Source organism: Thermosynechococcus sp. NK55a (assembly GCF_000505665.1).
In the GTDB taxonomy this organism is placed as follows: Bacteria; Cyanobacteriota; Cyanobacteriia; order Thermosynechococcales; family Thermosynechococcaceae; genus Thermosynechococcus.
The window spans coordinates 1,266,589-1,290,812 of the sequence record NC_023033.1 but is presented as its reverse complement, the minus strand read 5'-3'; the positions used below and the strand labels follow the sequence as shown (position 1 = coordinate 1,290,812).

General features: G+C 53.9%; 23 protein-coding genes and 1 pseudogene. 14 read left to right on the top strand and 10 right to left on the bottom strand.

From position 1 onward, the window contains the following. The first annotated feature begins 148 nt into the window (after window positions 1–148). Window positions 149–661, top strand: a complete 513-nt coding sequence (locus NK55_RS06210; protein ID WP_041429625.1) for an inorganic diphosphatase — start codon at window positions 149–151, stop codon at window positions 659–661. On the opposite strand, the pseudogene NK55_RS14215 reads toward NK55_RS06210, so the two are convergent. After that, window positions 658–1,429, bottom strand: a pseudogene (locus NK55_RS14215) (amino acid ABC transporter ATP-binding protein). The gene NK55_RS06210 and the pseudogene NK55_RS14215 sit on opposite strands and share 4 nt — an antisense overlap. Before the next feature lie 226 nt (window positions 1,430–1,655). Here NK55_RS14215 and topA point away from each other — a divergent pair. After that, window positions 1,656–4,319 carry a type I DNA topoisomerase gene (topA, locus tag NK55_RS06200; RefSeq protein ID WP_024124916.1) on the top strand — a complete coding sequence of 888 codons (2,664 nt, stop codon included), beginning with the start codon at window positions 1,656–1,658 and terminating at the stop codon, window positions 4,317–4,319. Further along, window positions 4,320–5,933 carry a radical SAM protein gene (locus NK55_RS06195; protein WP_024124915.1) on the top strand — a complete coding sequence of 538 codons (1,614 nt, stop codon included), beginning with the start codon at window positions 4,320–4,322 and terminating at the stop codon, window positions 5,931–5,933. Here NK55_RS06195 and NK55_RS06190 read toward each other — a convergent pair. The 7 genes from NK55_RS06190 to NK55_RS06160 form a co-directional block, all read right to left on the bottom strand. Beyond that, window positions 5,894–6,343, bottom strand: a complete 450-nt coding sequence (locus tag NK55_RS06190) for a hypothetical protein (RefSeq protein WP_024124914.1) — start codon at window positions 6,341–6,343, stop codon at window positions 5,894–5,896. The two genes, NK55_RS06195 and NK55_RS06190, sit on opposite strands and share 40 nt — an antisense overlap. After that, window positions 6,331–7,260, bottom strand: coding sequence for a site-specific DNA-methyltransferase (locus tag NK55_RS06185; protein ID WP_024124913.1), 930 nt, complete (start codon window positions 7,258–7,260; stop codon window positions 6,331–6,333). Before NK55_RS06185 ends, NK55_RS06190 begins: the two co-directional genes overlap by 13 nt. Window positions 7,261–7,401: 141 nt before the next feature. Next, window positions 7,402–7,755, bottom strand: coding sequence for a DUF1257 domain-containing protein (locus tag NK55_RS06180; RefSeq protein WP_024124912.1), 354 nt, complete (start codon window positions 7,753–7,755; stop codon window positions 7,402–7,404). Between the two features lie 120 nt (window positions 7,756–7,875). Continuing rightward, window positions 7,876–9,405: an AAA family ATPase gene (locus NK55_RS06175; RefSeq protein ID WP_024124911.1), complete on the bottom strand. Its 1,530-nt coding sequence runs from the start codon at window positions 9,403–9,405 to the stop codon at window positions 7,876–7,878. A 49-nt stretch (window positions 9,406–9,454) separates the two neighbouring features. Next, window positions 9,455–9,778, bottom strand: a complete 324-nt coding sequence (locus NK55_RS06170) for a ribbon-helix-helix domain-containing protein (protein ID WP_024124910.1) — start codon at window positions 9,776–9,778, stop codon at window positions 9,455–9,457. Window positions 9,779–9,910: 132 nt separating this feature from the next. Beyond that, window positions 9,911–10,906 carry a methionyl-tRNA formyltransferase gene (gene fmt, locus NK55_RS06165; RefSeq protein ID WP_024124909.1) on the bottom strand — a complete coding sequence of 332 codons (996 nt, stop codon included), beginning with the start codon at window positions 10,904–10,906 and terminating at the stop codon, window positions 9,911–9,913. 36 nt (window positions 10,907–10,942) lie between these two features. Next, entirely contained in the window at window positions 10,943–13,012 is a 2,070-nt protein-coding gene (locus NK55_RS06160) for a ribonuclease R family protein (protein ID WP_225871740.1), read from the bottom strand. A 414-nt stretch (window positions 13,013–13,426) separates the two neighbouring features. On the opposite strand from NK55_RS06160, the gene acpP reads away from it, so the two are divergent. The 6 genes from acpP to NK55_RS06130 all read left to right on the top strand — a co-directional run bounded on the left by acpP (window position 13,427) and on the right by NK55_RS06130 (window position 18,615). Next, a complete protein-coding gene (gene acpP, locus NK55_RS06155) occupies window positions 13,427–13,672 on the top strand; it encodes an acyl carrier protein (RefSeq protein ID WP_024124908.1) in 246 nt (81 codons plus the stop codon). Between the two features lie 4 nt (window positions 13,673–13,676). Further along, complete coding sequence (fabF, locus tag NK55_RS06150; protein ID WP_024124907.1) at window positions 13,677–14,939, top strand: beta-ketoacyl-ACP synthase II; 1,263 nt, start codon at window positions 13,677–13,679, stop codon at window positions 14,937–14,939. A 42-nt stretch (window positions 14,940–14,981) separates the two neighbouring features. Further along, window positions 14,982–16,976, top strand: a complete 1,995-nt coding sequence (gene tkt, locus NK55_RS06145) for a transketolase (RefSeq protein WP_024124906.1) — start codon at window positions 14,982–14,984, stop codon at window positions 16,974–16,976. Window positions 16,977–17,072: 96 nt separating this feature from the next. Further along, entirely contained in the window at window positions 17,073–17,474 is a 402-nt protein-coding gene (locus NK55_RS06140; RefSeq protein WP_041429107.1) for a hypothetical protein, read from the top strand. A 4-nt stretch (window positions 17,475–17,478) separates the two neighbouring features. Continuing rightward, a complete protein-coding gene (locus NK55_RS06135; RefSeq protein WP_024124904.1) occupies window positions 17,479–17,889 on the top strand; it encodes a hypothetical protein in 411 nt (136 codons plus the stop codon). A 108-nt stretch (window positions 17,890–17,997) separates the two neighbouring features. Continuing rightward, window positions 17,998–18,615 (top strand): DUF3727 domain-containing protein, encoded by a 618-nt coding sequence (locus NK55_RS06130; protein WP_024124903.1) that lies wholly within the window; start codon window positions 17,998–18,000, stop codon window positions 18,613–18,615. Here the strand turns inward: NK55_RS06130 and NK55_RS06125 are convergent. After that, window positions 18,612–20,009 (bottom strand): aminotransferase class I/II-fold pyridoxal phosphate-dependent enzyme, encoded by a 1,398-nt coding sequence (locus NK55_RS06125; RefSeq protein ID WP_041429106.1) that lies wholly within the window; start codon window positions 20,007–20,009, stop codon window positions 18,612–18,614. The two genes, NK55_RS06130 and NK55_RS06125, sit on opposite strands and share 4 nt — an antisense overlap. Before the next feature lie 50 nt (window positions 20,010–20,059). On the opposite strand from NK55_RS06125, the gene NK55_RS06120 reads away from it, so the two are divergent. Genes NK55_RS06120 through NK55_RS06105 form a run of 4 tightly spaced genes read left to right on the top strand, consistent with a single transcriptional unit; the run spans window position 20,060 to window position 22,872 of the window. Then, entirely contained in the window at window positions 20,060–20,341 is a 282-nt protein-coding gene (locus tag NK55_RS06120; protein WP_024124901.1) for a helix-turn-helix transcriptional regulator, read from the top strand. Beyond that, window positions 20,334–20,588, top strand: coding sequence for a hypothetical protein (locus NK55_RS06115; RefSeq protein ID WP_024124900.1), 255 nt, complete (start codon window positions 20,334–20,336; stop codon window positions 20,586–20,588). The genes NK55_RS06120 and NK55_RS06115 overlap by 8 nt, the downstream gene beginning before the upstream one ends. Window positions 20,589–20,638: 50 nt before the next feature. Further along, entirely contained in the window at window positions 20,639–21,631 is a 993-nt protein-coding gene (locus NK55_RS06110) for a pentapeptide repeat-containing protein (RefSeq protein ID WP_024124899.1), read from the top strand. Window positions 21,632–21,675: 44 nt separating this feature from the next. Beyond that, window positions 21,676–22,872, top strand: a complete 1,197-nt coding sequence (locus tag NK55_RS06105; RefSeq protein ID WP_024124898.1) for a GNAT family N-acetyltransferase — start codon at window positions 21,676–21,678, stop codon at window positions 22,870–22,872. On the opposite strand, the gene nrdR is transcribed toward NK55_RS06105, so the two are convergent. Further along, the gene (gene nrdR, locus NK55_RS06100; protein WP_024124897.1) at window positions 22,869–23,357 is read right to left on the bottom strand and encodes a transcriptional regulator NrdR; all 489 of its coding nucleotides are present in this window, start codon (window positions 23,355–23,357) and stop codon (window positions 22,869–22,871) included. The genes NK55_RS06105 and nrdR overlap by 4 nt on opposite strands. Window positions 23,358–23,476: 119 nt before the next feature. On the opposite strand from nrdR, the gene NK55_RS13995 reads away from it, so the two are divergent. Next, window positions 23,477–23,608, top strand: a complete 132-nt coding sequence (locus NK55_RS13995) for a hypothetical protein (protein WP_255325213.1) — start codon at window positions 23,477–23,479, stop codon at window positions 23,606–23,608. The last annotated feature ends 616 nt before the right edge of the window (window positions 23,609–24,224 follow it).

Below are 24,224 nucleotides of genomic sequence, written 5' to 3'. Positions count from 1 at the left end.
TTTGGCTATTTTGTTTTGTTTTTGTTTTGTTGAGCATTGCCCCTGGAGAGCCATTGGCAAAAGTCAGTGGCCTTAGGCTAGGTGCTTGCTTCCATGTCCCAATCTCGATTAAATGGAGACTTGTTGCTCTGGACATCCTGCTATGAGTATTGACCTAAGCCACATTCCTGCTCAACCCAAGCCGGGCGTTGTCAATGTTTTGGTGGAAATTGCTGGCGGCAGCCGCAATAAATATGAGTTTGACAAGGAAATGAACGTCTTTGCCCTCGATCGCGTCCTCTACTCGGCGGTGGTTTACCCGTATGATTACGGCTTTATTCCCAATACTTTAGCCGAGGATGGTGATCCCCTCGACGGGTTGGTGATGATGGATGAGCCAACGTTTCCGGGGTGTGTGATTGCTGCCCGTCCCATTGGCATGCTGGAGATGATTGACAGTGGCGATCGCGACGAGAAAATTCTCTGTGTGCCTGTTGGTGATCCTCGCTATGCTGAGGTGAAATCCCTCAAGGATATTGCTCCCCACCGTCTCGAAGAAATCGCCGAGTTCTTCCGCACGTACAAAAATCTGCAAAAGAAAGTCACTGAAATTCTTGGCTGGCAGGATGTGGATGCGGTGCAACCCCTTGTCGAAAAATGCATCAAAGCCTACAAGGGCTAGGGCCTGACTAGCACACGCTCTAGAAAGAGGCGGGCTCGCTCCTGTTGCGGACGATAAAACAGTTCTTGGGGCGATCCTTCCTCAATAGTTTGGCCATCGGCGAGAAAGACCACGCGGCAGGACACTGCGCGGGCAAATGACATTTCCTGGGTGACCACCACCATAGTCATTGCCTCTTCGGCCAATTGTCGCATCACGGCTAGGAGATCCCCCATCAGTTCTGGATCAAGGGCGAAGGTGGATTCGTCGTGGATTCGTCAAAGAGAAGAATCTCCGGTTGCCTGGCCAAGGCGCGGGCGATCGCCCCCCCTTGTTTTTGATCACCAGAGAGTTGGCTTGCCTAGGCATCCCGTTTGTCCAGCAATCCCACTTTGGCCAATAAACTTTCAGCCATTTCGATAGCCAGGCCGCGGGGGAGTTTGTGCCCAAGGAGCGGCGCTTCAATGCTTCAATCATGCTCTGCAACACCGTCCTGTGGGAAAAGAGGTTAAAGCGCTGAAAGACCATACCGGCATCTCAAGGAATCACCCGCAGTTGCTGCGGCCTCAGCCCTGGTGGCAGGTAATGGCCGAGAATGAGAATCTGTCCCGATTGGTAGGTCTCTAACCCATTCAAGCAGCGGAGCAAGGTACTTTTGCCAGAGCCACTGGGGCCCATGAGGGCGACCCCCTCTGGCTTAGCAACGGTGAAGTTAATGCCCTTAAGGACGGGGCGATCGCCAAAATATTTATTAGGTTTATTAGGTTTTATTAGGTGGCGTGTTTGGATCACAATGTCTGGAGCGGCCCCCCCTAAGTCATCGCTGCTGCCTAAAAACCGTTATGCTGACTAAACAGACTCTCCCCATCGCCCATTGGTTAGGCTAGGGTTATCAATAAAGGAAGTGCTTCTCCTAGGTTCCCATGATACGGTGGGAGAACACCATTCTATGATGGATTGCTCAACTTGTCGCTAAACTTGAGAGTGCCGAAAAACCCATCCCGCAGCATCTGCTATGTCCACCCTTGTCATCGTTGAATCCCCAACAAAAGCCCGTACCATTCGCAAATTTCTGCCGCCGGACTATCGCGTTGAAGCCTCAATGGGTCATGTCCGTGATCTGCCCCGCAGTGCTGCTGATGTGCCCCCCGAATTCAGGGGGGAAGAGTGGGCAACCCTAGGGGTGAATGTCGCTGCTGGCTTTGAACCCCTCTACATTGTTCCTAAAGAGAAACAAAAAGTTGTCAAAGAATTAAAAACTGCCCTCAAAACCGCTGATGAACTCCTGCTCGCGACCGATGAAGACCGCGAAGGAGAAAGCATTAGTTGGCACCTGCTGCAACTGTTGGAGCCAAAGGTGCCGGTGCGGCGGATGGTCTTCCATGAAATTACCGAGGAAGCAATCCAAGAAGCACTACGCAATTGCCGCGATGTCAATCAACAACTGGTGCGTGCTCAAGAAACGCGGCGTATCCTCGATCGCTTGGTGGGCTATACCCTGTCGCCCCTGCTGTGGCGGAAAATTGCCCCCCATCTGTCAGCGGGGCGGGTGCAGTCAGTTGCAGTGCGCCTATTGGTTCAACGGGAGCGAGAACGGTTGGCCTTCCGTAAGGGGCAATTTTGGGATCTCAAGGCCACCTTAGATCAAAGGGGAGCCCTTTTTCCAGCGCGTTTGGTGAGTGTTGGCGGTCAACGCTTGGCCACGGGCCATGATTTTGATCCCACTACAGGACAGCTACGTAACCCTGATGCTGTCTTGCTCTTGGATGAGGCGGCTGCCAACGCTCTGCGCGATCGCCTGCTAACGGAAACCTGGACGGTTACCGAACAAGAGGAGCGCCAACAAACCCGCAAACCGGCTCCCCCCTTTACCACCTCAACCCTGCAACAGGAGGCTAACCGCAAACTGCACCTCTCGGCGCGGGATACGATGCGCATTGCCCAAAAGCTCTACGAAGAGGGCTACATCACCTATATGCGTACGGACTCGGTGCATCTGTCGGATCAGGCGATCGCCGCCGCCCGCAGTTGTGTGGAAGCCATGTATGGCAAAGCCTTTTTGTCGCCCCAGCCACGTCAATACACCACCAAAACCAAGGGGGCCCAAGAAGCCCACGAAGCGATTCGCCCTGCAGGTAGCCAGTTTCGCACTCCCCAAGAAACCGGCCTTCAAGATCGGGAACTGGAACTCTACGAACTGATCTGGAAGCGCACGGTGGCCTCCCAGATGGCTGATGCCCATATCACTCTGCTAACGGTCTCGATTACGGCTGGGGATGCCCTCTTCCGTGCCCACGGTAAACGCATTGATTTTCCAGGATTTTTCCGGGCCTATGTGGAAGGTTCCGATGATCCCGAGGCCGCCCTCGAAAGCCAAGAGGTGATCCTGCCCCCCCTGCAAGTCGGAGAGATTCTCCGCTGTCACGCCCTGGAAAGTGTGGGTCACGAGACCCAGCCGCCGCCGCGCTACACGGAAGCAAGCTTGGTCAAAGCCCTCGAGCAAGCAGGCATTGGTCGTCCCAGCACCTATGCCACGATCCTCAGTACCATCCAAGACCGCGAGTATGCCATTCGGCGAGGCAATGCCCTGGAACCCACCTTTACGGCCTTTGCGGTGACGGCGCTGCTAGAGAAATACTTCCCCGACTTGGTGGATATTAACTTCACGGCGCGGATGGAGCAAACCCTGGATGATATTTCCACAGGGGAGGTGGAGTGGCAGCCCTACCTTGAATCCTTCTATCTGGGTGAAAATGGCCTTGAGCAGCAGGTTAAAGAGCGGGAGCGGACGATTGAGGCGACTGAAGCGCGGGCGATCGCCCTGCCAGAACTGAATGCTGAAGTGGTGGTGGGTCGCTTTGGTCCTTTTGTGGTCTATCAAAATGGCAATGGTAGTGAACCCATTAAGGCCTCCTTGCCCCAAGACGCCACCCCGGGTAGCCTCACCCGTGAACAGGTGGAGCAATTAATTCGCCAAAAACTAGAGGGTCCCGACAAGCTGGGCCTGCATCCTGAAACCGGCGAACCGATCTTTCTGCTGACGGGGCGCTTTGGTCCCTATGTGCAGTTGGGAGAAGCCACAGAGGCCAATCCAAAACCCAAACGAGCTTCCCTACCCAAGGGCGTCAGTCCCGATGAAGTCACCCTAGACTTGGCAATTACCCTGTTGTCGCTGCCGCGGACATTGGGGGTTCATCCTGAAACCGGTAAACTCATTCAAGCCAATCAAGGTCGCTTTGGCCCCTACATTGTCCACGATCCCGAGGGTGAAAAAGACTATCGTTCCCTCAAGGGGGAAGATGATGTGTACACGATTACCCTAGAGCGTGCCCTAGAGCTGCTGGCAACACCCAAATCGAGTCGCGCTCGGGCCAAAAAACAGGTGCTCGCGGTGTTGGGGACTCACCCGGAGGATGGGGAACCGGTACAGATCTTGGACGGCCCCTATGGCCCCTATGTCAACCACGGTAAGGTGAATGCCTCCCTGCCGGAGGGGGTGACACCAGAGACAATGACCCTTGAGCAAGCCCTGCTCCTGTTGGCGGAAAAAGCACCAAAGAAAACCCGCCGCAGCGCAACAACTACTGCCCCCAAACCCAAATCAACAACCAAAAGAACCAGTAAAAAGACGGTTGCCCAGACCGCAAAAACTAGCCGCCGTAAGTCAACGGAAACCTAGGTGAACTCCCCCTTGGCTGCTGAAACCCTCCTCTTTGAGCGATCGCGCCCCCTGCCAGAGGCGCTGCGGGTTATCTATGGCTTTCCCAATACCTACAGCGTTGGCATTACTAGCTTGGGCTATCAACTGGTGTGGGCACAACTGGCCAGCCGTGCCGATGTGGCGGTGAGTCGCCTCTTTACCGATGTGCAGGAGCCACTGCCTCGCGATCCAGAGTTGGTGGGTTTTTCCTTCTCGTGGGAGTTAGACTACGGCAATTTACTGCTGCTCTTGGAGCAGTTGGGCATTCCCATTTGGCAGCGCCATCGCCAGGATCGCCACCCCTTGGTCTTTGGCGGTGGCCCAGTGCTGACGGCAAATCCCGAACCCTTTGCCGATTTTTTCGATGTGATTTTGTTGGGGGACGCCGAACCTCTCCTAGATCCCTTTCTGACCGCAATGGCGCAGGTGCGCACCGCTGCGCGATCGCAACAGTTGGAAGCCCTGGCCCAAGTGCCCGGTATTTATGTTCCTAGCCTGTACCACGTCAGCTACAGCCATCCCACCGGTCCCATTCAAAGGATTGAACCCATCAAGGCCAGTGTACCGGCGACAGTCACTAAACAAGTCCATCGCGGTAATACCCTTGCCGCTTCCACGGTGGTCACCCCCCTCGCCGCTTGGGAAAATATCTATATGGTGGAGGTGGTGCGCAGTTGCCCCGAGCTGTGTCGCTTTTGCTTGGCCAGTTATTTGACCTTGCCCTTTCGCACACCGAGCCTAGACACACTGATTCCTGCCATTGAGCGGGGGCTAGCCGTTACTGATCGCCTAGGGCTTTTGGGCGCCTCGATTACCCAACATCCCGAATTTCCTGCCTTGATTGAGCATCTGGGTCAGCCACAATTTGATCATGTGCGGGTAAGTTTAGCTTCGGTGCGCACCAATACGGTGACCGAATCCCTGGCCCACCTGTTGAGTCAACGGGGCAGTCAATCCCTGACGATCGCCATCGAAACGGGGTCTGAGCGCCTGCGCCAAGTGATCAACAAAAAGCTTGAGACGGCGGAGATTCTGGCTGCTGCCAGCCATGCCCAAGCCGGTGGCCTCAAGGGGCTGAAGTTTTATGGCATGGTGGGGCTGCCCACAGAAACCGATGCCGATGTCGCAGCCACAGTAGAGCTCTTTTGCCAATTGAAAAAAACAGCCCCGCGACTGCGGCTCACCCTTGGCTGTAGTACCTTTGTTCCCAAAGCCCATACCCCCTTTCAGTGGTGGGGTGTACAACCCGTGGCCGAAAAACGCCTCAAGTTTTTGAAAAAAGAATTGGCCAAATTGGGGATTGAGTTTCGCCCTGAATCCTATCATGACTCGTTGATTCAAGCCTTGATTTCGCGGGGCGATCGCCGGCTTGCTCCCCTTTTAGAGCAGGTGCGCCACTATGGCACCTCCTTAGGCAGTTATCGCCGTGCTTTTAAGGAACTGCAGGGACAGTTGCCTGATTTTGAAGCCTATGTTACTGCCAATTGGCCAGAGGAGACTATCTTACCGTGGCAGCATCTCCAGAGTGGCCTGCCCACTAAAACCCTGCAAAATCATCTGAAGCGAGCGATCGCCGAGGCTAGTTGGCACTGATACAGCCATTTCAAGAGAACGGCAGGACATTGCAAGCACTCCAACTGCCCAAGAAGCGCTGAGATGCCCGGACTCCCTAACGGATGGGGGTGATTGCTTGAAGCCCATCGGACGTAATCCCCAATTCCTGGGTCAAAATTTGCGGCACCATTGCCCTGGGGGGGATTGGGGAGCACTTGCCCACCGGGAAAATCCACCGTAGCTCGCTGAACGCCCACCCGAAAGGTTGGCGGCAGGCAGATGAAATAATCTCCTTGCAGCGGCAAGACAATTACAGAGTCCGCCTTTTCTACCCGCCAGTATTCTAGGGTTTCACCGGTGTCCGTCAGCCACTTCTCGCCAATCAAGGTCACCCACTTGGATGGAATGCGTACCCGTTCATCGAGCGATCGCCAACTTACTGTTGCCACTCCTCAGGAATTTGCACTATTTTCTCCTGTCCTGTGGGGGTGTACACCGGTCTGCCAAGGGGACGGTAAGGCAGGGTGCCATTTTCATAGGCCTGAATCCGTTGGCGAGCAATGTTGACATAAACGGGTTCCTGCTCACAGCCCATTGCCCGCCGATTATGCATTAGGGCAGCCAAGAGCGATGATCCCACCCCCATATAGGGGTCAAAGACCCAATCCCCCTCATGGCTGAGGGCAAGAACGCACCGCTCCACCAACTCAATGGGAAATTGGCAGGGATGGAGCGTTTTTTCGGGATGATTGGACTTGACATTGGGAATATCCCACACCAGTTCTTGCCAATCCTGAAGAACGATTTCCCAGATATCCGATGGATTTTTACCCAAGGGATTGCCCGAGGGTTTGCCCTTCTTAGGACCCTTGAAGTGGCGTTTCCCTGGATATTTGGCTGGAATGCGCACCGCATCCAAATTAAAGATGTAGTCATCTGACTTTGTGAACCAGAGGATCGTTTCATAGCGGCCAGAAAAGCGCTTTGTGGCATGGAGACCATGGCCAAATTTCCAAATGATGCGATTGCGCAGCTTCAAACCCAATCGCTTGAAGAGGGGATAAAACAAAATATCCAAGGGATACACCTCTCCCCTTTGAACAAAATTCCCCACTTGCCAGCACAGACTTCCCTCTGGCCGGAGCACCCGATATAGCTCAGCCATCACTCTGCTTTGGCTTTGGAGATAGTCCTCGATCGCCACCGGCGTTTCGTAGGCCTTGCCGAGGTTGTAGGGCGGCGACGTAAAGATGAGCGTCATGGCCTCATCCGGCACCTGACGAACCACCTCACAGACATCCCCGGTGGCAATCACGAGCCTAGCCTCTGGAGAAAAGCGTTCTTGAATAGGTTGACCAGAACTCAATAACTACAAACAATCCTTACCTTCATGGCCAAAATACCATATTCTTAATCCTGAGATAAAAAAGAGGCCGACCCCTCGGGAGTCAGCCAGCGGATTACTTGGGAACGCGCGCTAGACAGTACAAAGCAATTGGCAACAGGATTAGCTATGCACCACAAGCTTGACGTTGGCATTCTGAAGGCCAGGGCGCTTCACCTCAGCCAAGGTTTTGTTGATGGCATATTTTTGGTTGATCGAGTTGATTAGCTCGGTTTGGTTGTGTTTTTTGGCCACACCCCAGAGGTCAGCAATGAGATCAAAGGTGCCATCAGCATTGCGAGACCAGCCCAGATCGTACTCACCGTCGAGGACGGCAACGATGTCGGCACGAACGCGTTGGCCGTTGTAGCCACGCACATCGGCATTGGTTTTCACCGTAATGCCCAGATCCCGCAGGGATGCTTTCAAGATTTCAGCATCGGTAACTTTCGTACGCAGGGTGCTGAAGTGAGACATGTGAATTTCCTCCAGATTGAGACAGAAACATTGGACTGAATGAACCACAATTTATGGCGAACCAAACCCCTGTGGTCGGGTCTTTCTCCCATCTGCACAAAACAGATAGAAGGAAGCTTGTCAGAACTCCAGTCGCTGGTATTCAGCCACTGAAGCTGCCGCCGGGCGCGCCCGTTGGCGGGCCCAATCTCGAAGTGCCGTGACCTGCTCTTGCATCGTCTTGGAAAGGGGTTGAGTGGCACGGCTAGCGGCAATAATGTCTAACTGGGTAAACTCCCGCCCTTGGGCAAAGGCTTCGTACATGGCAGCAATGATCGCCTGTTCAATCTCGGCACCAGAAAAGCCATCACAGATATTGGCCAGTTGCTCTAGGTCAAAGCGATCAATCTCACGGCGGCGCTTAGTGAGGTGAATGCGAAAAATTTCCTTGCGCTCCTCGGCATTGGGCAAATCAACAAAGAAAATTTCATCAAAGCGGCCTTTGCGCAAGAATTCACCGGGGAGCCGTTCAACTCGGTTGGCTGTTGCCAGGACAAAGACGGGAGACTTTTTCTCCTGCATCCAAGTTAGGAAGGAGCCAAAGATGCGGCTAGAGGTACCGCCATCGGAGTCTGAGGAGCCTGCCCCGCCAGCAAAGGCCTTGTCCATTTCGTCAATAAAGAGAATGGCAGGGGAAATGGATTCAGCGGTTTTCAGCGCATTGCGCAAATTTGCTTCCGATCGCCCCACCATTGAACCGTCGTAGACCCGACCCATATCAAGGCGCAGCAGGGGCAAGCCCCAAAGGCGGGAGGTGGTTTTGGCAATGAGGGACTTCCCACAGCCGGGGACACCCAAAATCAACATCCCTTTCGGTTGCGGTAAGCCGTATTCACGAGCCTTTTCACTGAAGGCGTTGGCGCGCTGACGTAACCATACTTTCAGTTCCTCTAGGCCCCCCACAGAATCAATGGTTTCATCCACTTCCATGTATTCGAGGATGCCGTTGCGGCGGATGAGTTGCTTTTTCTCGGAGAGGATGATGTCCACCTCCGCTTCGGTGAGCCGCCCAGCGGTGACTTTGGCTTTGCGAAAGACTTTTTCGGCTTCATCCCGCGTCAGACCCAGGGTGGCTTTGACGAGCTTTTCCCGTGCTTCCGGGGTGAGGCGGCGATCGCGGGGATCTAACTGTTGCCTGAGAACTTCATCTAGTTCGTTAATACTGGGTAGGGGATAGTCAACAACAACGATTTCTTTTTCTAGTTCAACGGGAATTCGCTGCGCCGCTTCAGGGGACATGAGGATAATGGTTTTGTGGCTGCTCTTGAAGCTAGCGATCGCGTCCCGTAAAGAACGAGTGACAGGGGGCGAATCAATGAAGGGGTGCAAATCCTTGAAGACGTAGATGCCCGGTTCCCGTTGGTGAACAACCCATTGAATGGCGGCTTCCGGTGAGACGGTATTGTGGTGACTATTGTTGCGGGGATGGCCATACTCAACCATGCCGTGGGTCACTGTCCAGATGTAGAGCTTGCGGGGAGACCGCCCTTGAGGCCCGACTTGACTTTGGGCAATGGTGGCGATCGCCTGTTCAGCCCGCTCTTCTTCAGAGGTCAGGAGGTAGATCAACGGATATTGCGCTTGGATTAGGATACTCAACTCTTCTTGCACAGCAATCACCTCCTTCTTTCAAGGCTGACCCAACACCCCCGCCACTGGCCTAGCGGGCAGACACCAACTCGACGGAGAGCGCAGGAACACTGAGGCTGTTGTCATCAATCACAGTGGGCTGATTGACCAAGGCCGTTAGCTCATCCCCCCGCAGGACAAGGGCACTGGCACACTCTGGGCAGTGATAAACCCGATGCACATTGCCATGTTTTTGCTCGGCATATTCCGCCAGTACCTCTGGGTGAGCCAGCAGAAATTCAATCGCACGCTCAGCAAGGGTGGACATTGTTTCCTGCTCGACTACAGCGGCAATCTTTAGCTGGCGGTGCACATCGGGGGAGAGATACAACGTAACCTTTTGCTTATCTTCCATAGGGGTTAGAGACGTACCTAGGTATGTGTGTCAGTGTAGTGAGCCAATCCGAGGGGTGTCAAGGCGAAATGCTGTCAAAACGGCAAAATCTTAACATTTAGTTACGTTAGGCCCGCCGTGCTTAAAACTTAGTTACAGAGCTGAGGACAGAATACCGAATTGAGTGGCGATCGCCAGGCGAACCCCATTGACAAAATCCCACCCCGATTGCGCTTTGCGACCACTCAACTGCACTTGACTCAGGAGTAGGCCACCCTTGCCCGTCTGTACTACTGGCCCCCAGCCCTTGACGAGAGCTAGCACCGTACCGGGGGCGGCAGAGGCCTCAGGCTCACGGACACAAGACTGTAGGGGTTCGGGTAATTTGGCCGCCACTTCGGGAATCAATGGCCACGTTTGCAAAATTTTCAAGGGTGTCCCTTGCCACTGCGTATAGGCATAGGGATAGAAGGCGCGCACCTGGTTGTGGAGGGCTAGGGCCGATCGCTCCCAATCAATCGCATAGTCCCTTTTTTGAATGAGCGGCGCGTAGGTAGCCTCAGCGTCATTTTGGGGTTCGGCTTGAAGCTGTGGCAGTTGCTGCAAGGTGTCTAGTAGTAGGTCAGCACCTATCTCGCTGAGCTTGGCGCTGAGGGTAGCAGCGTTATCCTCTAAATGAATGCCGACTTTTCGCTTCAGGAGCATTGGGCCTGTGTCCAGACCGGCATCCATGAGCATCGTCGTTACGCCGGTTTCCTGTTCGCCGTGGTAGAGTGCCCACTGAATTGGAGCTGCACCGCGATACTTCGGCAGCAGGGAGCCGTGGATATTGATGCAGCCGTAACGGGGAATTTCAAGAATGGACTGGGGCAAGATTTGACCGTAGGCAACAACCACAAAGACATCAGCAGCCAGCGATCGCAGGACTTCAGGCAGCTGTGGATCTCGACGCAGACTTGGGGGCTGCCAAATGGGTAACCTGTGGCGAAGGGCTAAGGCCTTAACAGGAGAAGGGGATAATTGGTTGCCCCGTCCCCGCCGCCGATCGGGCTGGGTGACCACCCCCAGCACCTGATAGGTCTCTGTTGCCAACAGCCGTTGGAGGGGCGCAAGGGCAAACTCCGGTGTGCCAAAATAAACGATGTTCAAGCGCCGCCTACTCCCTGCAAAACATCAACTCTTGGTTTACAGATTCTCAGTGGCGTCATCCTCAGGAGGGGTGAGGGTTTCCCCGCCGTCACTGCTGTCGTTGAGATCTTCTTCGGTTGCTTGGGAGCCGCCACTAATGACTGTTAAGTCCACCTGCTGGCGGTAGGAATCCACATTTTTAATCAGCACTTCAACGCGATCGCCCAAGCGGTAACGCAGGCGATTACGCCGACCCGTCAAAGTTTGGGCATAGGCGCGGTATTCATACCAGTCATCCTTGAGGGAACTGACGTGGACTAGGCCCTCCACATTAAAATCAAGCAGTTCCACAAAGAAGCCATAGGACTGCACGCCCGTAATAATGCCAGGACGCACTTCGCCGATACAGGCTTGGACTTGGCGCACCCGTTGCAGCCCTACTAAATCCTTCCAAGCCATGTAGGTTTGCCGCTCCCGCTCTTGGAGGTGGGGGGCTAATTCGTTAACGAGCGTGTCTACTTCCCGCTGAATGTCGGTGGTGAAAACTGTCCAATTCACCTGCTCCAAGCAACTGGACTCGCCAAGATTGACGCGCTCTTTTGCCCGTGGCCCGCGGCGATCGCGCCCTTGTGTCAGGAGAATGTGTAAAATGCGCTGATTGACAATATCGGTGTAGCGTTGCAACGGCGAGCAGAAATGGGCATAGCCCTCTCCAGTGGCCAAACTAAAGTGATTCAGCGCCATAGGGGAATCACTGGCGGGTTTGAGTTTATCGAGCAAGAGTTCCTGCAACACAGCTGCCAGATCCGAAGGGGCCAATTGCGCCATAAACCGCTGATAGTCGCGGGACGTGACCTGGGAGGGATTGTCTAGGCTCAAGGGCAAGTTCAAATTTTGGCACAGCTTGAGAAAATCCTGCACCGCATAAAGTTCGGGTACAGGTTGCGTGCGATAGAGGGCCGGTACCCCCAACTTCGCCAAATGACGGCCAAGGAGTTCATTGGCAAGAATAACCAAGCTGGTCCAAGGGGTCACCTTTGGTAGGAAAATGGCGGGGGCAAGGCCCTCATCGGCATAGGCAAGGCTCAGGGCCGCCGCTGGGGTCACTTCAATACTCCCCCGTGCCTGTCGCCGCTCGCTCACGGCATTGGCGAGGTGAATTAAAGCGCGCAACCAATCCCCAGAACTGTCTCCTAGGGCAAGGGTAGCCGCCACTTGTTCACTGGTGACACAGGCATCAATGCGGATACAACTGCGGTAAATCCTGTAGGACTGAACTTCGCCGGCGGTGTTGATTTCAATCAGCAGCGAAATGGCAGCGCGATCGCCCCCCGGCAGTAAGCGCAGCCTCTCCAATTCCTGCGGCAATAGGGGCAAACTGAGTTCAGGCGTTGCCAGGCTCATGCCCTGACGGCGAGCCGTGCGATCCAGCAGTTCATCCTGGGGAAGTAATCCCCCCACATCGCTAATGTGAATCCCCAACTTCCAGAGATCTTGCCCAAGAGCATCGAGGGAAAAGGCCACTTGGGGCTCTTGGCCGGGGGCGACTAAGGTAATGGTGACCAGCTCCCGCAAGTCTTGGCGATCGCTGAGGTCCAAGGTCTCCAACTGGGCATTCAAGGTGGCGGCTGCTGTGCGCAGGGCTGGATTAAATTGGCGGACAAGGTTGTGTTTGCAGCAAACCAAGTCAAGGACAGGTGCCGATTGGGCATCGCTCCCTAGGATCTGGGCAATTTCCCCCGTGGGCAGGTAGCCCCCCAAAGGATAGCGGCGAATGTTTACATGCACCAGCTGATCCACCACCGTCGATAGATCGGGCACAAGGTCATTTGGCTCAAGGGCAATTTCAAAGAGCAGGCGATCGTCGAGGGGCGTCCCACGAAACCCATCTTCTGTCTGTTTAACCCGAGCAATCACCGAGGGATTTCCTCGCTCAAGGATGAGTTTCACTTCCCCCTCTGGAGATTTCTTGCGGCGGCCTTCACGGGTGACCCGCACCAGCACGCGATCGCCATTCCAAGCAGTACTGAGTTGATGCTCGCGTACAAAAATATCTTCCGCACCCTCGGTATCTTGAATGGCAAAGCAAAAGCCCTTGCTCGAGCAGCGCAGCCGCCCTTCAATCAATCCATCATCACTGGCACGGCGATACTTGCCCCGTTCTTTGATGAGCAGGCCAATGCGTTCTAGGGCATCAAGGGCAATTTCCAGTTCTCGCTGGCTCTCAGGATCGTCACAGCCGAGTTTTTTTCGAGAACCTTGGGGGCAACAAATTTATCTTCGCTAAAGTTGGCAAGTAGACTGGCAATCGTAAAATGCATCGGCAACTCGGTGAAGAGAGGGCAACGGTGGATGTGGCGTTGTTGGTCTCAAGTATTCAAACTGTAGCTTATCACAGTTGCAGGAGTACTTAGGGGATCCCCAATCTGTCCTATAATTAGGGCGCGTTGATTCTGGGCACGAAACATCCTAGATTTGAGGAATGGCGATCGCCCGCATGAATTACTGTTCTCAGTCGTTGTCCATCCAGTTAAGGCATCTATGAATCAATCTGAAATTCTTGAAAAAGTAAAAGCCATTGTTGCCGATCAACTCAGTGTTGATGCAGAAAAAGTTGTACCCGAAGCCAGTTTTGCCGAAGACCTCAACGCTGACTCCCTTGACTCCGTGGAGTTGATCATGGCCCTTGAGGAAGAGTTTGGTGTGGAAATTCCCGATGAAGAGGCAGAAAAACTCAAAACCGTCCAAGATGTCCTTGACTTTATCAACAATAAGGTAGCTGCATAGATCCATGGCAAAGGCGCATCAAAAACGGGTCGTTGTCACGGGGATGGGGGCAATTACCCCCCTCGGCAACACCCTTGCGGAGTATTGGGAAGGGTTAATGGCCGGTCGCAACGGCATTGATTACATCACGGCTTTTGATGCCAGTCGTCATGACTGCCGCATTGCGGCTGAGGTGCGTGGCTTTGATCCCACCCTCTACATGGATCGCAAAGATGCCAAGCGCATGGATCGCTTTGCTCAATTTGCCGTGGCTGCCAGTAAGCAAGCCCTTGCGGATGCCCAATTGACAATTGACGAGGGCAATGCCACTGACATTGGCATCATTATTGGTACGGGTGTGGGTGGTCTAAAGGTAATGGAGGATCAGCAGGAGGTCTATCTCACGAGGGGGCCCGATCGCTGTAGTCCGTTTATGATCCCGATGATGATTGCCAATATGGCCGCAGGACTCACCGCCATTCACACCGGTGCCAAGGGCCCCAATTCCTGTTCGGTAACCGCCTGTGCAGCAGGTTCCAATGCCATTGGCGATGCCTTCCGCATGGTGCAACACGGTTACGCCAAGGCGATGATCTGTGGGGGTACAGAGGCGGCGATTACGCCCCTATCGGTGGCAGGTTTTGCGGCAGCTCGCGCCCTTTCTACCCGCAATGATGATCCCCACCATGCCAGCCGCCCCTTTGACCTCCACCGCGATGGCTTTGTCCTTGGGGAAGGGGCCGGCATCTTGATCCTGGAAGAATTGGAATTTGCCCTTGCCCGGGGAGCACGCATCTATGCGGAAATGGTGGGCTACGGCTTGACCTGTGATGCCTACCACATGACTGCTCCCTCACCGGGGGGAGAAGGGGCTGCCCGTGCCATTGAAGCTTGCCTCAAGGATGCGGAGATTGCCCCGGATCAGGTGAGCTATATCAACGCCCACGGTACCAGTACCCCCGCCAACGACAGTACGGAAACCGCCGCCATTAAACGTGCCCTTGGCGAAGAAAATGCGCGTCGCGTTGCCGTGAGTTCGACAAAATCCATGACAGGGCACCTGCTGGGGGGGTCAGGGGGTATCGAGGCGATCGCCACGGTAATGGCCATAGCCCACGATCGCATCCCCCCTACAATTAACTTGGAGCAACCGGATCCCGCCTGCGATCTGGACTATGTTCCCCATCAGAGCCGGGCCTGTCCGGTGACGGTGGCTTTGTCCAACTCCTTTGGCTTTGGTGGGCACAACGTCACGTTGGCCTTCCGCAAGTTTACTCCCGACCTTTAACTGTCTGCTGCAAACCTAATTAGAGATTAGAGAGAGAAAGCAATGCCTGCGGTTACTCAATCCCTTGATGAACTCTGTATTAATGCGATCCGTTTCCTGGCGATCGATGCGGTACAAAAGGCCAACTCTGGGCACCCCGGCCTGCCCATGGGGGCGGCTCCCATGGCCTATGTGCTCTGGAACCAGTTCATGCGGTTTAACCCCAAAAATCCGCAGTGGTTCAATCGCGATCGCTTTGTCCTGTCGGCGGGTCATGGCTGTATGTTGCAGTATGCCCTGCTCTACCTCACAGGCTATGACAGCGTTACCATTGAGGATATTAAACAGTTCCGCCAGTGGGGGTCGCGCACGCCCGGTCACCCCGAAAACTTTGAAACCCCCGGTGTGGAGGTGACCACAGGTCCCCTCGGTCAAGGGATTTGTAACGCCGTTGGCTTAGCGGTGGCTGAAGCCCATCTGGCCGCCCGCTTCAACAAGCCCGACATCAAACTGGTAGATCACTACACCTACGTCATCCTTGGGGATGGCTGCAATATGGAGGGGGTCTCCGGAGAAGCCTGCTCCCTTGCTGGTCACTGGGGCTTGGGTAAACTCATTGCCCTCTACGACGATAACCACATTTCTATTGACGGCTCCACCGACATTGCCTTTACAGAGGATGTTTGCAAGCGTTTTGAAGCCTACGGTTGGCACGTGCAGCACGTTGCCGATGGCAATACAGATCTTGCCGGCATTGCCAAGGCCATTGAAGCTGCTAAGGCCGTAACCGATAAACCCTCACTCATTAAAGTCACCACCACCATTGGCTACGGTTCCCCCAACAAAGCCAACACTGCCGGTGTGCACGGTGCTGCTCTCGGCCCTGAGGAGGTCAAGCTTACCCGTGAAAACCTTGGCTGGAACTATGAACCCTTTGTCGTCCCCGAGGAAGTTCTGAGCCACTTCCGCAAAGCCATTGAGCGCGGTGCCAGCTATGAAGCAGAGTGGAACCAAACCCTGGCCACCTACCGCCAGAAATATCCTGAGGAGGCCGCCGAATTTGAACGGCTGCTACGGGGTGAATTGCCCGCCAACTGGGATGCCAATCTCCCCAGTTACACGCCTGCGGATAAGGCCGTGGCTACCCGCAAGCATTCGGAAATTTGCCTGAACGCGATTGCCCCTAACCTGCCAGAACTCATTGGCGGTTCTGCGGACCTGACCCACTCCAACCTCACTGAACTGAAGTGTTCCGGTGACTTCCAAAAAGGTCAGTACCACAATCGCAACATTCGCTTTGGCGTCCGTGAACACGGCATGGCCGCTATTTGCAACGGCATTGCTCTCCACAATTCCGGCTTGATTCCCTACTGCGCTACCTTCTTAGTCTTTGCTGATTACCTGCGGCCTGCCCTGCGCCTCTCCGCGCTCTCCCAAGCGGGTGTCATCTATGTGATGACCCACGACTCCATTGCCCTTGGGGAAGATGGGCCTACTCACCAACCTGTGGAAACCTTGGCCTCCCTGCGTGCCATTCCCAACCTACTGGTGATCCGGCCGGCCGATGGCAATGAAACCTCGGGGGCTTACCAAGTGGCCGTCCAACGGCGCAAACAGCCCACCCTACTGGCCCTGACCCGCCAAAATGTGCCCAACTTGGCCGGTAGCTCTGCGGCGAATGTCGCCAAAGGTGCCTATACCCTTGTGGATTGTGAAGGTACCCCCGACTTGATCCTGATTGGAACAGGTTCAGAGGTCTCCCTCTGTGTCAAGGCCGCTGAAACCCTGACCGCCAATGGCAAAAAGGTGCGGGTGGTGTCCATGCCCTCTTGGGAACTCTTTGAGGAGCAATCCCCTGAGTACAAAGCCAGTGTGCTGCCGGCGGGGGTAAAACGCCTTGCTGTGGAGGCGGCTTCTAGTTTTGGTTGGTGCCGCTATGCCGATGCAACGGTATCAATCGAGCGCTTTGGTGCCTCGGCTCCTGGTAACGTCCTCATGGAGAAATTTGGCTTCACTGTGGACAATGTGGTGGCCAAAGCCAATGCCCTTCTCAGCTAAGTGCCAGTGGTACGCCTTTAGACGGAAAATATCAATAGATGCCCAGGGTGGAGGGTTATACCTCTCTGCCCTATTTTCTCCTTTGGTAAAGACCCTATGCCACGTCGTCGGAAACGATTTCCCTGCGGCCATTACGGGTATGGTCAAGTGTGTCATCGCTGCGCCCAGTTAGCCCAAGCTAAAGCTCTAGAGGCAGCCCAACGGGAAAAGGCCCGCCTAGCGCGACAGGAATGGCAGGCCTCCTTTGCCAGCGATGTGGTGGATCTAAGGGGATTGCCCAAGGAGATTGTCCTTAAAGCGCGCCAAGTGATTGCCCAACTCCTTGCAGGAGCTGACTACCGTCAATTTAAGGGGAAGCGTCTCAATCACGATCGCCAGGTGATTAGCATTCCCCTGAATTATCACTATCGCCTCGTCTGCTACGACACCGGCGATCGCATTGAACCCCGCAGTGTCCTCTCCCATGAGGCCTACAATGTCAAAAAACCCCTCGCGTGATGCGATGTCCCTACCTACTGACCACCCTTGGTATGCGGCGGCTCAACTGATGCAACCGGCTCTGATTCGACTCCTTGATCAGCTGCGGCGATCGCTAGAAACTTCTCCTTGGCAGGGCACCTATGAAACCGTCGAGATTCCCTGTGGTGAGGCTGAACCCCAAATTCTCTATTGGCTGCATTTACGTCAGGGCGATCGCCAGCAGCGGGTGAATCTGTGGGAGCTTTGCTACCAAATTTGTTTTCAGCAGTACACCCCAGAACTCGACTACAGCGGTATCCATGACTTTCAGGTGGGGGAGGTGCAAGCTGACCTCAGTCTTTTTGATCCTGCCGGGGAAGTGGACTGGCACAAGCTTGATCGGAAGGCAGCACAGGTGGTTGCAGCGCTATTTGCAGCTTTGGATTCCCCTTGATTTTAATTTCTTGGAGAAGAAGTAGCTAAGGTTGCCACCGGGAATGACCCACGACGACCCGCTGCGTGGTATGCTCCAATGCCATAGGAATCTTTTTACCGAAGCAGCATGGGCTCAAACTATCAAAACCAGCAAAACAGTAATGAGCAGCCTTGGGAAGAGGAAGACTTCGCAGAGGAAATGGAGCAGCTTCGCCTCTACGACGATGAGGGTCGCTTCCTTGACTGCTACATTGAGTTTCGTCTGAATGTGCAAGGGGAAACCTATGCACTGCTGCGCCCGGTGGACTACCCCGTAGAAATTTTTGCGGTCGTGGCTGAAAACGACGAGGAAGAAACCTTGGTGCCCCTAGAGGAGGAGGAAATTGATGAGGTCTTTGATACAGCCTGTGCCATCCTTGAAGAACAAAACCTCACCCTCAAGCGCACCGCACTCACCCTCACCGTAGAAGGCGAACTGCCAGACCTAGACGAAGATGAAATTCTCATGGTTGAGGTGGAAGCCGATGATGGCATCGAGGAGTATCAACCCCTCGGTAGTAGCTTCTTTTATGGGACACGGGAATACAGTGTTTATACGCCCCTGAGTCCCACCCTTTATGTGGCTCGCCTGGTCCCTGGTCAAGAGCCTGAACTGCTTTCGCCCCAAGACTTTCAACACCTGCAACCCCTCTTGGAGCAGCATTTGGTGACCCATTTGCTGGAAGAGGAGGACTGGGAGAACTAGACCTTACAAACTCTTAGGGTGTGCAGCGTCGGATCGGTGGCCCCCACAATCTCTGCCCCGACTTCTTGGAGGGTTTGCAACGTTGCAATCACTGATTCAGTGAATCGTTCGCCAGCGATGACAGTGGGAATCCCGGGTGGGTAGGGGGCGATTGTTTCGGCACTAATCTCATTGAGGGCCGCCCTCAGGGGAACCGCTCTCTGTGGACAAAAGTAGGCCTCCCGTGGTGAGAGTACCGGTTCTTTGAAGTTGGGGATTGATGGGATGGCCAGGGGTGGCAGAGGGGCATTGTGGCGGTATTGGGTGTAAACACTTTTCAGGCGATCGGTCAAGGTTTCTAGCATTGTTGGCGTCGTACCAAGGCCAAGGCAAAAGGTCAGCGATCGCCCACTGGGAAATTCAGCAATGATCTGCGGTTGCAGAAGCTCATCGAGGGCAAACCCCGTCAGACCTATCGGCCAAGTCCCTAGGGTCAATCGCAGCGGATCCTGAGGGATACCCGTGGGCTGCCATCGCGGCAGAGGCCATTCAGAGGTCTGGATCCACTGGAGAAGTCGCCCGTAGATTTGCTCTCCCTGCTGAGTCATTTGAGCGCCTGCTCGCTCAAGGGCTGCCAGCAACCAATAGCTAGGACTGGTGGTTTGCACAAGGTTTAGGGCCTCGCTCAAGCGTTCAGCAGACACCCGCTCTCCCTTCAGGTGCAGCACTGCCGTTTGGGTTAACGTTCCGAGGGTTTTGTGCCACGACTGCACCACCACATCCGCGCCTGCGGCCAAAGCGGTAACGGGAAAGGCTGGATGATAGGCAAAATGGCTGCCGTGGGCTTCATCGACAATGAGCGGCACACCGTGATTATGGACAGACTCGGCAATCTCTAGCAAGGGCGAGCAGAGGCCTTCATAGGTGGGACTGACAAGCACCACGGCCTTCGTATCGGGATAGGCGGCCAAGCCAGCGGCAACCACATCACGAGTGACTGGTAATGGCAGCCCCCACTGCGGATCAACCCCAACTCCCAAATAAACAGGCTTTGCCCCCGCTAACACCAGTCCCGCAATCACTGAGCGGTGGACATTGCGACCCACGAGAACGCGATCGCCAGGGCCAACTGTTGCCAAAAGGGCGGCCAAAAGGCCACCGGTTGCACCATTTACGAGAAACCACGCGCGATCGCTCCCCACTGTCGCCGCCACTGCCGCCTGTGCCTCTGCCAGCACCCCTGTGGGTTGAGCCAAATTATCAAGGCCGGGCAACTCACTCAAGTCTTGGGCTAAGGCCCTTCCCCAAAGGGCACGCAACAGCGGCTCCATGCCTCGACCCCGTTGATGACCGGGTGTGTGCAAGGGAATTGTGTGGTTTTGGGCTAAAAGAGCAGCAAGGAGAGAAGTCGTCAACTACAATTACAATTAATACTAGGCTTCTAAGTAATTATACGGATTTAGGGATGTCTATACCGCCAGACGATCGGTTGGAATATTCACTGCTGTCGGAGCGTGAGCTACAGGTGCTGGAGCTTGTGGCCGCAGGGCTAACCAACCAAGATATTGCTGCCAAACTAGACATCAGCAAGCGCACGGTAGATAACCACATCAGTAATATTCTCACGAAAACAAAATCAGAGAATCGGGTGGCACTTGTGCGCTGGGCGTTAGCGTGGGGTAAAGTGTGCTTGAATGATGTGAATTGTTGTGCTCTGCCCACCCCCCCTACCCAGCCCCATGAGTGAACGTGTGTACTACAATTCCCGAATGCCGCTGGCCGTCTATCGTGAGCTGGCTGCCCACTTGCAGTTACTCGATGGGGTTTCTGTGCGGCTGTTGCCCCAAACCTGTTCCCACTTTGACTACGAATTGAGTCAAATTGAGGGCATTGCCGTGGCTGTGCCCCCCACGCTTGACCCCAGTACTCAAGCACGATATGAGGAGATTCTGGAACACTACGGCCTTCAGCATGGCGGCTGGCGGCAATGTTAGCGATCGGCATTTTTTAGAAACGAAGTGGTGCTCCCTACTATAGACTGACGATGCAAGCCGAAGAGTTTCTCGCTCGCTATGCCGAGGGCCAAACCAACTTTCAAAGTGTGAATTTGGCGGGCATTAGTCTTGTGAACGCCGATTTCATCGGCATTGATCTGCGCGGTGCAAGTTTACAGGGGGTATATTTTCGGTTTTGTCATTTTGGCCGTGCCGACTTTAGCGATGCCCTGTTCACGGGTGCACGGTTGGAGGGATGCAACTTTACCCAAGCGATTTTTAATGACAGTCATTTTCGCGATGCTCAATGTCATGGTTGCATCTTCGATCGCGCCAATTTCCAAGGAGCAGATCTCACGTTAGCGGCTTTTCGCGACTGTAACTTCCTGAGTAGTGATTTGCGACAGGTCAGTTTAAGCCATACGGTTTTGGCGGGTTCCTGTTTGCGCAGTGCCAACTTTCGCAAAGAGAACTATCAGGAGGGGGCAAGTCTGGTGGGGGCGGATCTGCACCAGGTGGATCTCCAAGGAACAAATTTGGCAGGGACAGATCTATCGCGGGTGAACCTCAAGGGGGCCAATCTCAAGGAAGCCAACCTTAATGCTGCCAACCTTGTCCAAGCAAACTTGGAAAATACCAATCTTCAAGGGGCGATTCTCACCCGTGCCATTCTCTACAAGGCAAATTTGGTGGGGAGCAATTTGCGGCAGTCACGGCTCGTCCAAGCGGATTTGCGGGGAGCAATTCTCAATCAAGCGGATTTGAGTCAGGCAATTCTCTCAGAGGCGCGGCTCGATGATGCCCAAGCTCAAGGGGTGAATTTGCAGGCAGCGGTTTTGAACAAAGCGGATTTGCGGCGTACGGATTTGACGGGGGCCGATTTGCAGGAAGCTCGTCTGATTGATGCCTACCTCGCCCGCACGAATCTCAAGGGTGCCAATTTGCGCCAAGCCAACCTAATGCGTGCTGATCTCAGTAGTGCTCTGTTGCTGGAGGCTTGCTTGGAGCAGGCACTGATGCCCGATGGCAGTATCTTTCTCTAGGGGGCTTGCTATAGTACAACACAGAAGCAGTTTCCCTGAGAAACATGGTAGAGTTTGCAGCGGCACTGGCACCAGAGCTAACCATTCAGTGGGTGAATGCGATCGCCAGCGTTCCCCAAGACCAGTGGGATGCCCTGGCGTTGCCCCTAGAAACCCCCTTTTTGGAATGGGAATGGCTGCATCAAATTGAAGCCTCCGGCAGTGCAACGCCCCAAACAGGTTGGCTCCCCCAGCATTTGCTAGTTTGGCGCGATCGCCAGGGTCAGCGGGAACTGGTGGCCGCAGCGCCTCTGTATATCAAAGGTCACAGTCAAGGGGAATTTGTCTTTGATCACCAGTGGGCAGATTTAGCCGCGCGGTTGGGGATTCGCTATTATCCAAAGCTGCTGGGGATGGCGCCCTTTACACCGGCGGTGGGCTATCGCTTTCTCATGGTAGAGGGGGTGGATGTGGCCATGATGACCAAGGTGATGCTCCATGAAATTGATCGCCTTTGTCAGCGCCACCGCTTTTCCAGTTGCCACTTTCTCTATGTCGATCCCCAATGGCAACCCGCTGCCGAGGCCTACGGCTATCGGGCTTGGCTCCACCACAGTTACATCTGGCAAAATCGCAACTATCAGACCTTCGACGACTACCTAGCGGACTTCAATGCCAATCAACGCCGCAACATCAAGCGAGAACGCAAGGCCGTGGCTCAAGCAGATCTCACGTTTCGGGTTCATCAGGGGCATGAGGTCAGCCGTAGCCTGTTGCAACAGATGTACGATTTCTATGCCGATACTTGCGACAAATTTGGCTGGTGGGGCAGCAAGTATCTGACGCGGCAGTTTTTTGAAGGCCTGAGCGATCGCTATCGCCATCGAGTGGTTCTTTTTGCCGCCTATCCCAACAACGGCAGTCAGCGTCCCATTGCCATGTCCTTTTGCATTACCAAGGGAACCCATCTCTACGGTCGCTATTGGGGCTGTACCCGTGAAATTGATTGCCTGCACTTTAGTGCCTGCTACTACGAACCCATTGAGTGGGCGATCGCCCAAGGAATTCAGCGCTTTGATCCCGGCGCCGGTGGACGCCATAAAAAGCGGCGCGGCTTTCCAGCAACTCCCAACTACAGCCTGCACCGTTTCTATGAGCCACGTTTAGCGGAAATATTTGACCACTACATTGACCAGATCAATGACGAAGAGCAAAGGCTCATTGATACAATTAATGCCGATTTACCGATGAAGCAGCACTAAGGCTGGGAGGCTGTCAGCAGCTCTGGCGAGTCAGAAGTCTCTTGGAGATGGGCAAGTTCAGCAACAAAATCACTAATGCCCTGGAACTGGCGATAGACCGAAGCAAAGCGGACATAGGCCACTTCACTCAGGTGGCGCAATCGTTGTAGGGCTGCTTCCCCCAATTCGGTGCTGGTAACTTCGCGGCGCGATCGCAACTGCAAATCCGCCTCAATATCATCCACAAGGGCTTCAATTTTTTGTTGGGGAATGTTGGTTTTACCACAGGCGGTCATAATGCCCCGCAGCAATTTCGAGCGATCAAAGGACTCGCGATCGCCGTTGCGCTTAATGACCGTAATGGGCACAAACTCAATCCGCTCATAGGTGGTGAAACGACGACCACAGGCTAGGCACTCCCGCCGTCGCCGAATACTTTGCCCCCCTTCTGCCGATCGAGACTCTAGAACACGACTATCTGTATGGTGGCAATAGGGACACTGCATAGGGATCCCACGGATTCAGGCACCTGTAGAGTATCATAGCCGATTCTTTTCACTCATTAACCTTTGCTAGGACTGCGACAGCGTTTGCTAGGCTAGGGGTATTCCTTGGGTATCCTGCCATGACCAATCCAAACCCCCAAAAGAAACGCAATCAACCCACGATCATTAACGTCGAACCCGAAAATTTACTGCTCATTGTTGCCCTGAGTCTCTTTATGCCGCTGCTGATCGTCGGCTTTTTTGTACACTAGGATTCCTTAAAAAACAAAATCACTTGCGATAGATACAGCATAAAGGCTAAAAACTTTATTTTTCATTGAAAATCAAAAAAATCAACATCTCAGCATCCTTTGCTGCTGAGGATTTGCTGCGCCAAAGTCTCCCTGTGGCGAAGTCGTTTTGGTGGGGCAGGAATTACTAAGAAATATTAAGAAAATTAAATAGTTCTTAATTATTCAACCCATCAGTTATTAAAAAGCAAAAAAGGGATTACGAATCCTTGAAGAATCAGTGGTCCAAGTTTTAGGATGATTTACAGACAGTCTCTAAAGCGAAAATGCTTTTCTAGCCTGATGTGGTTCCTTGGATGGAGTGTCAAAAATCAAGTTTTTTGGGGAAAATCAATGAATAATCGTCAATTTCAAGATGCGGTTCAATGTCTCAAAATTGATCACTTAATGAATGATTTCGAGATTAAAAAGATGACTAAATCAATATGCATTAAAATACCGAGACAAAAATTAATTAAAACTTAAATCCCGTAAAAAAGAAGAATCAGTACTCCTTCAATACTAAACTCCCTTGGCAAAAATGAGGGAGGTTGCCTAGGACATGAGTATTGGCAAACTATCAAAGTTAATTCATTGA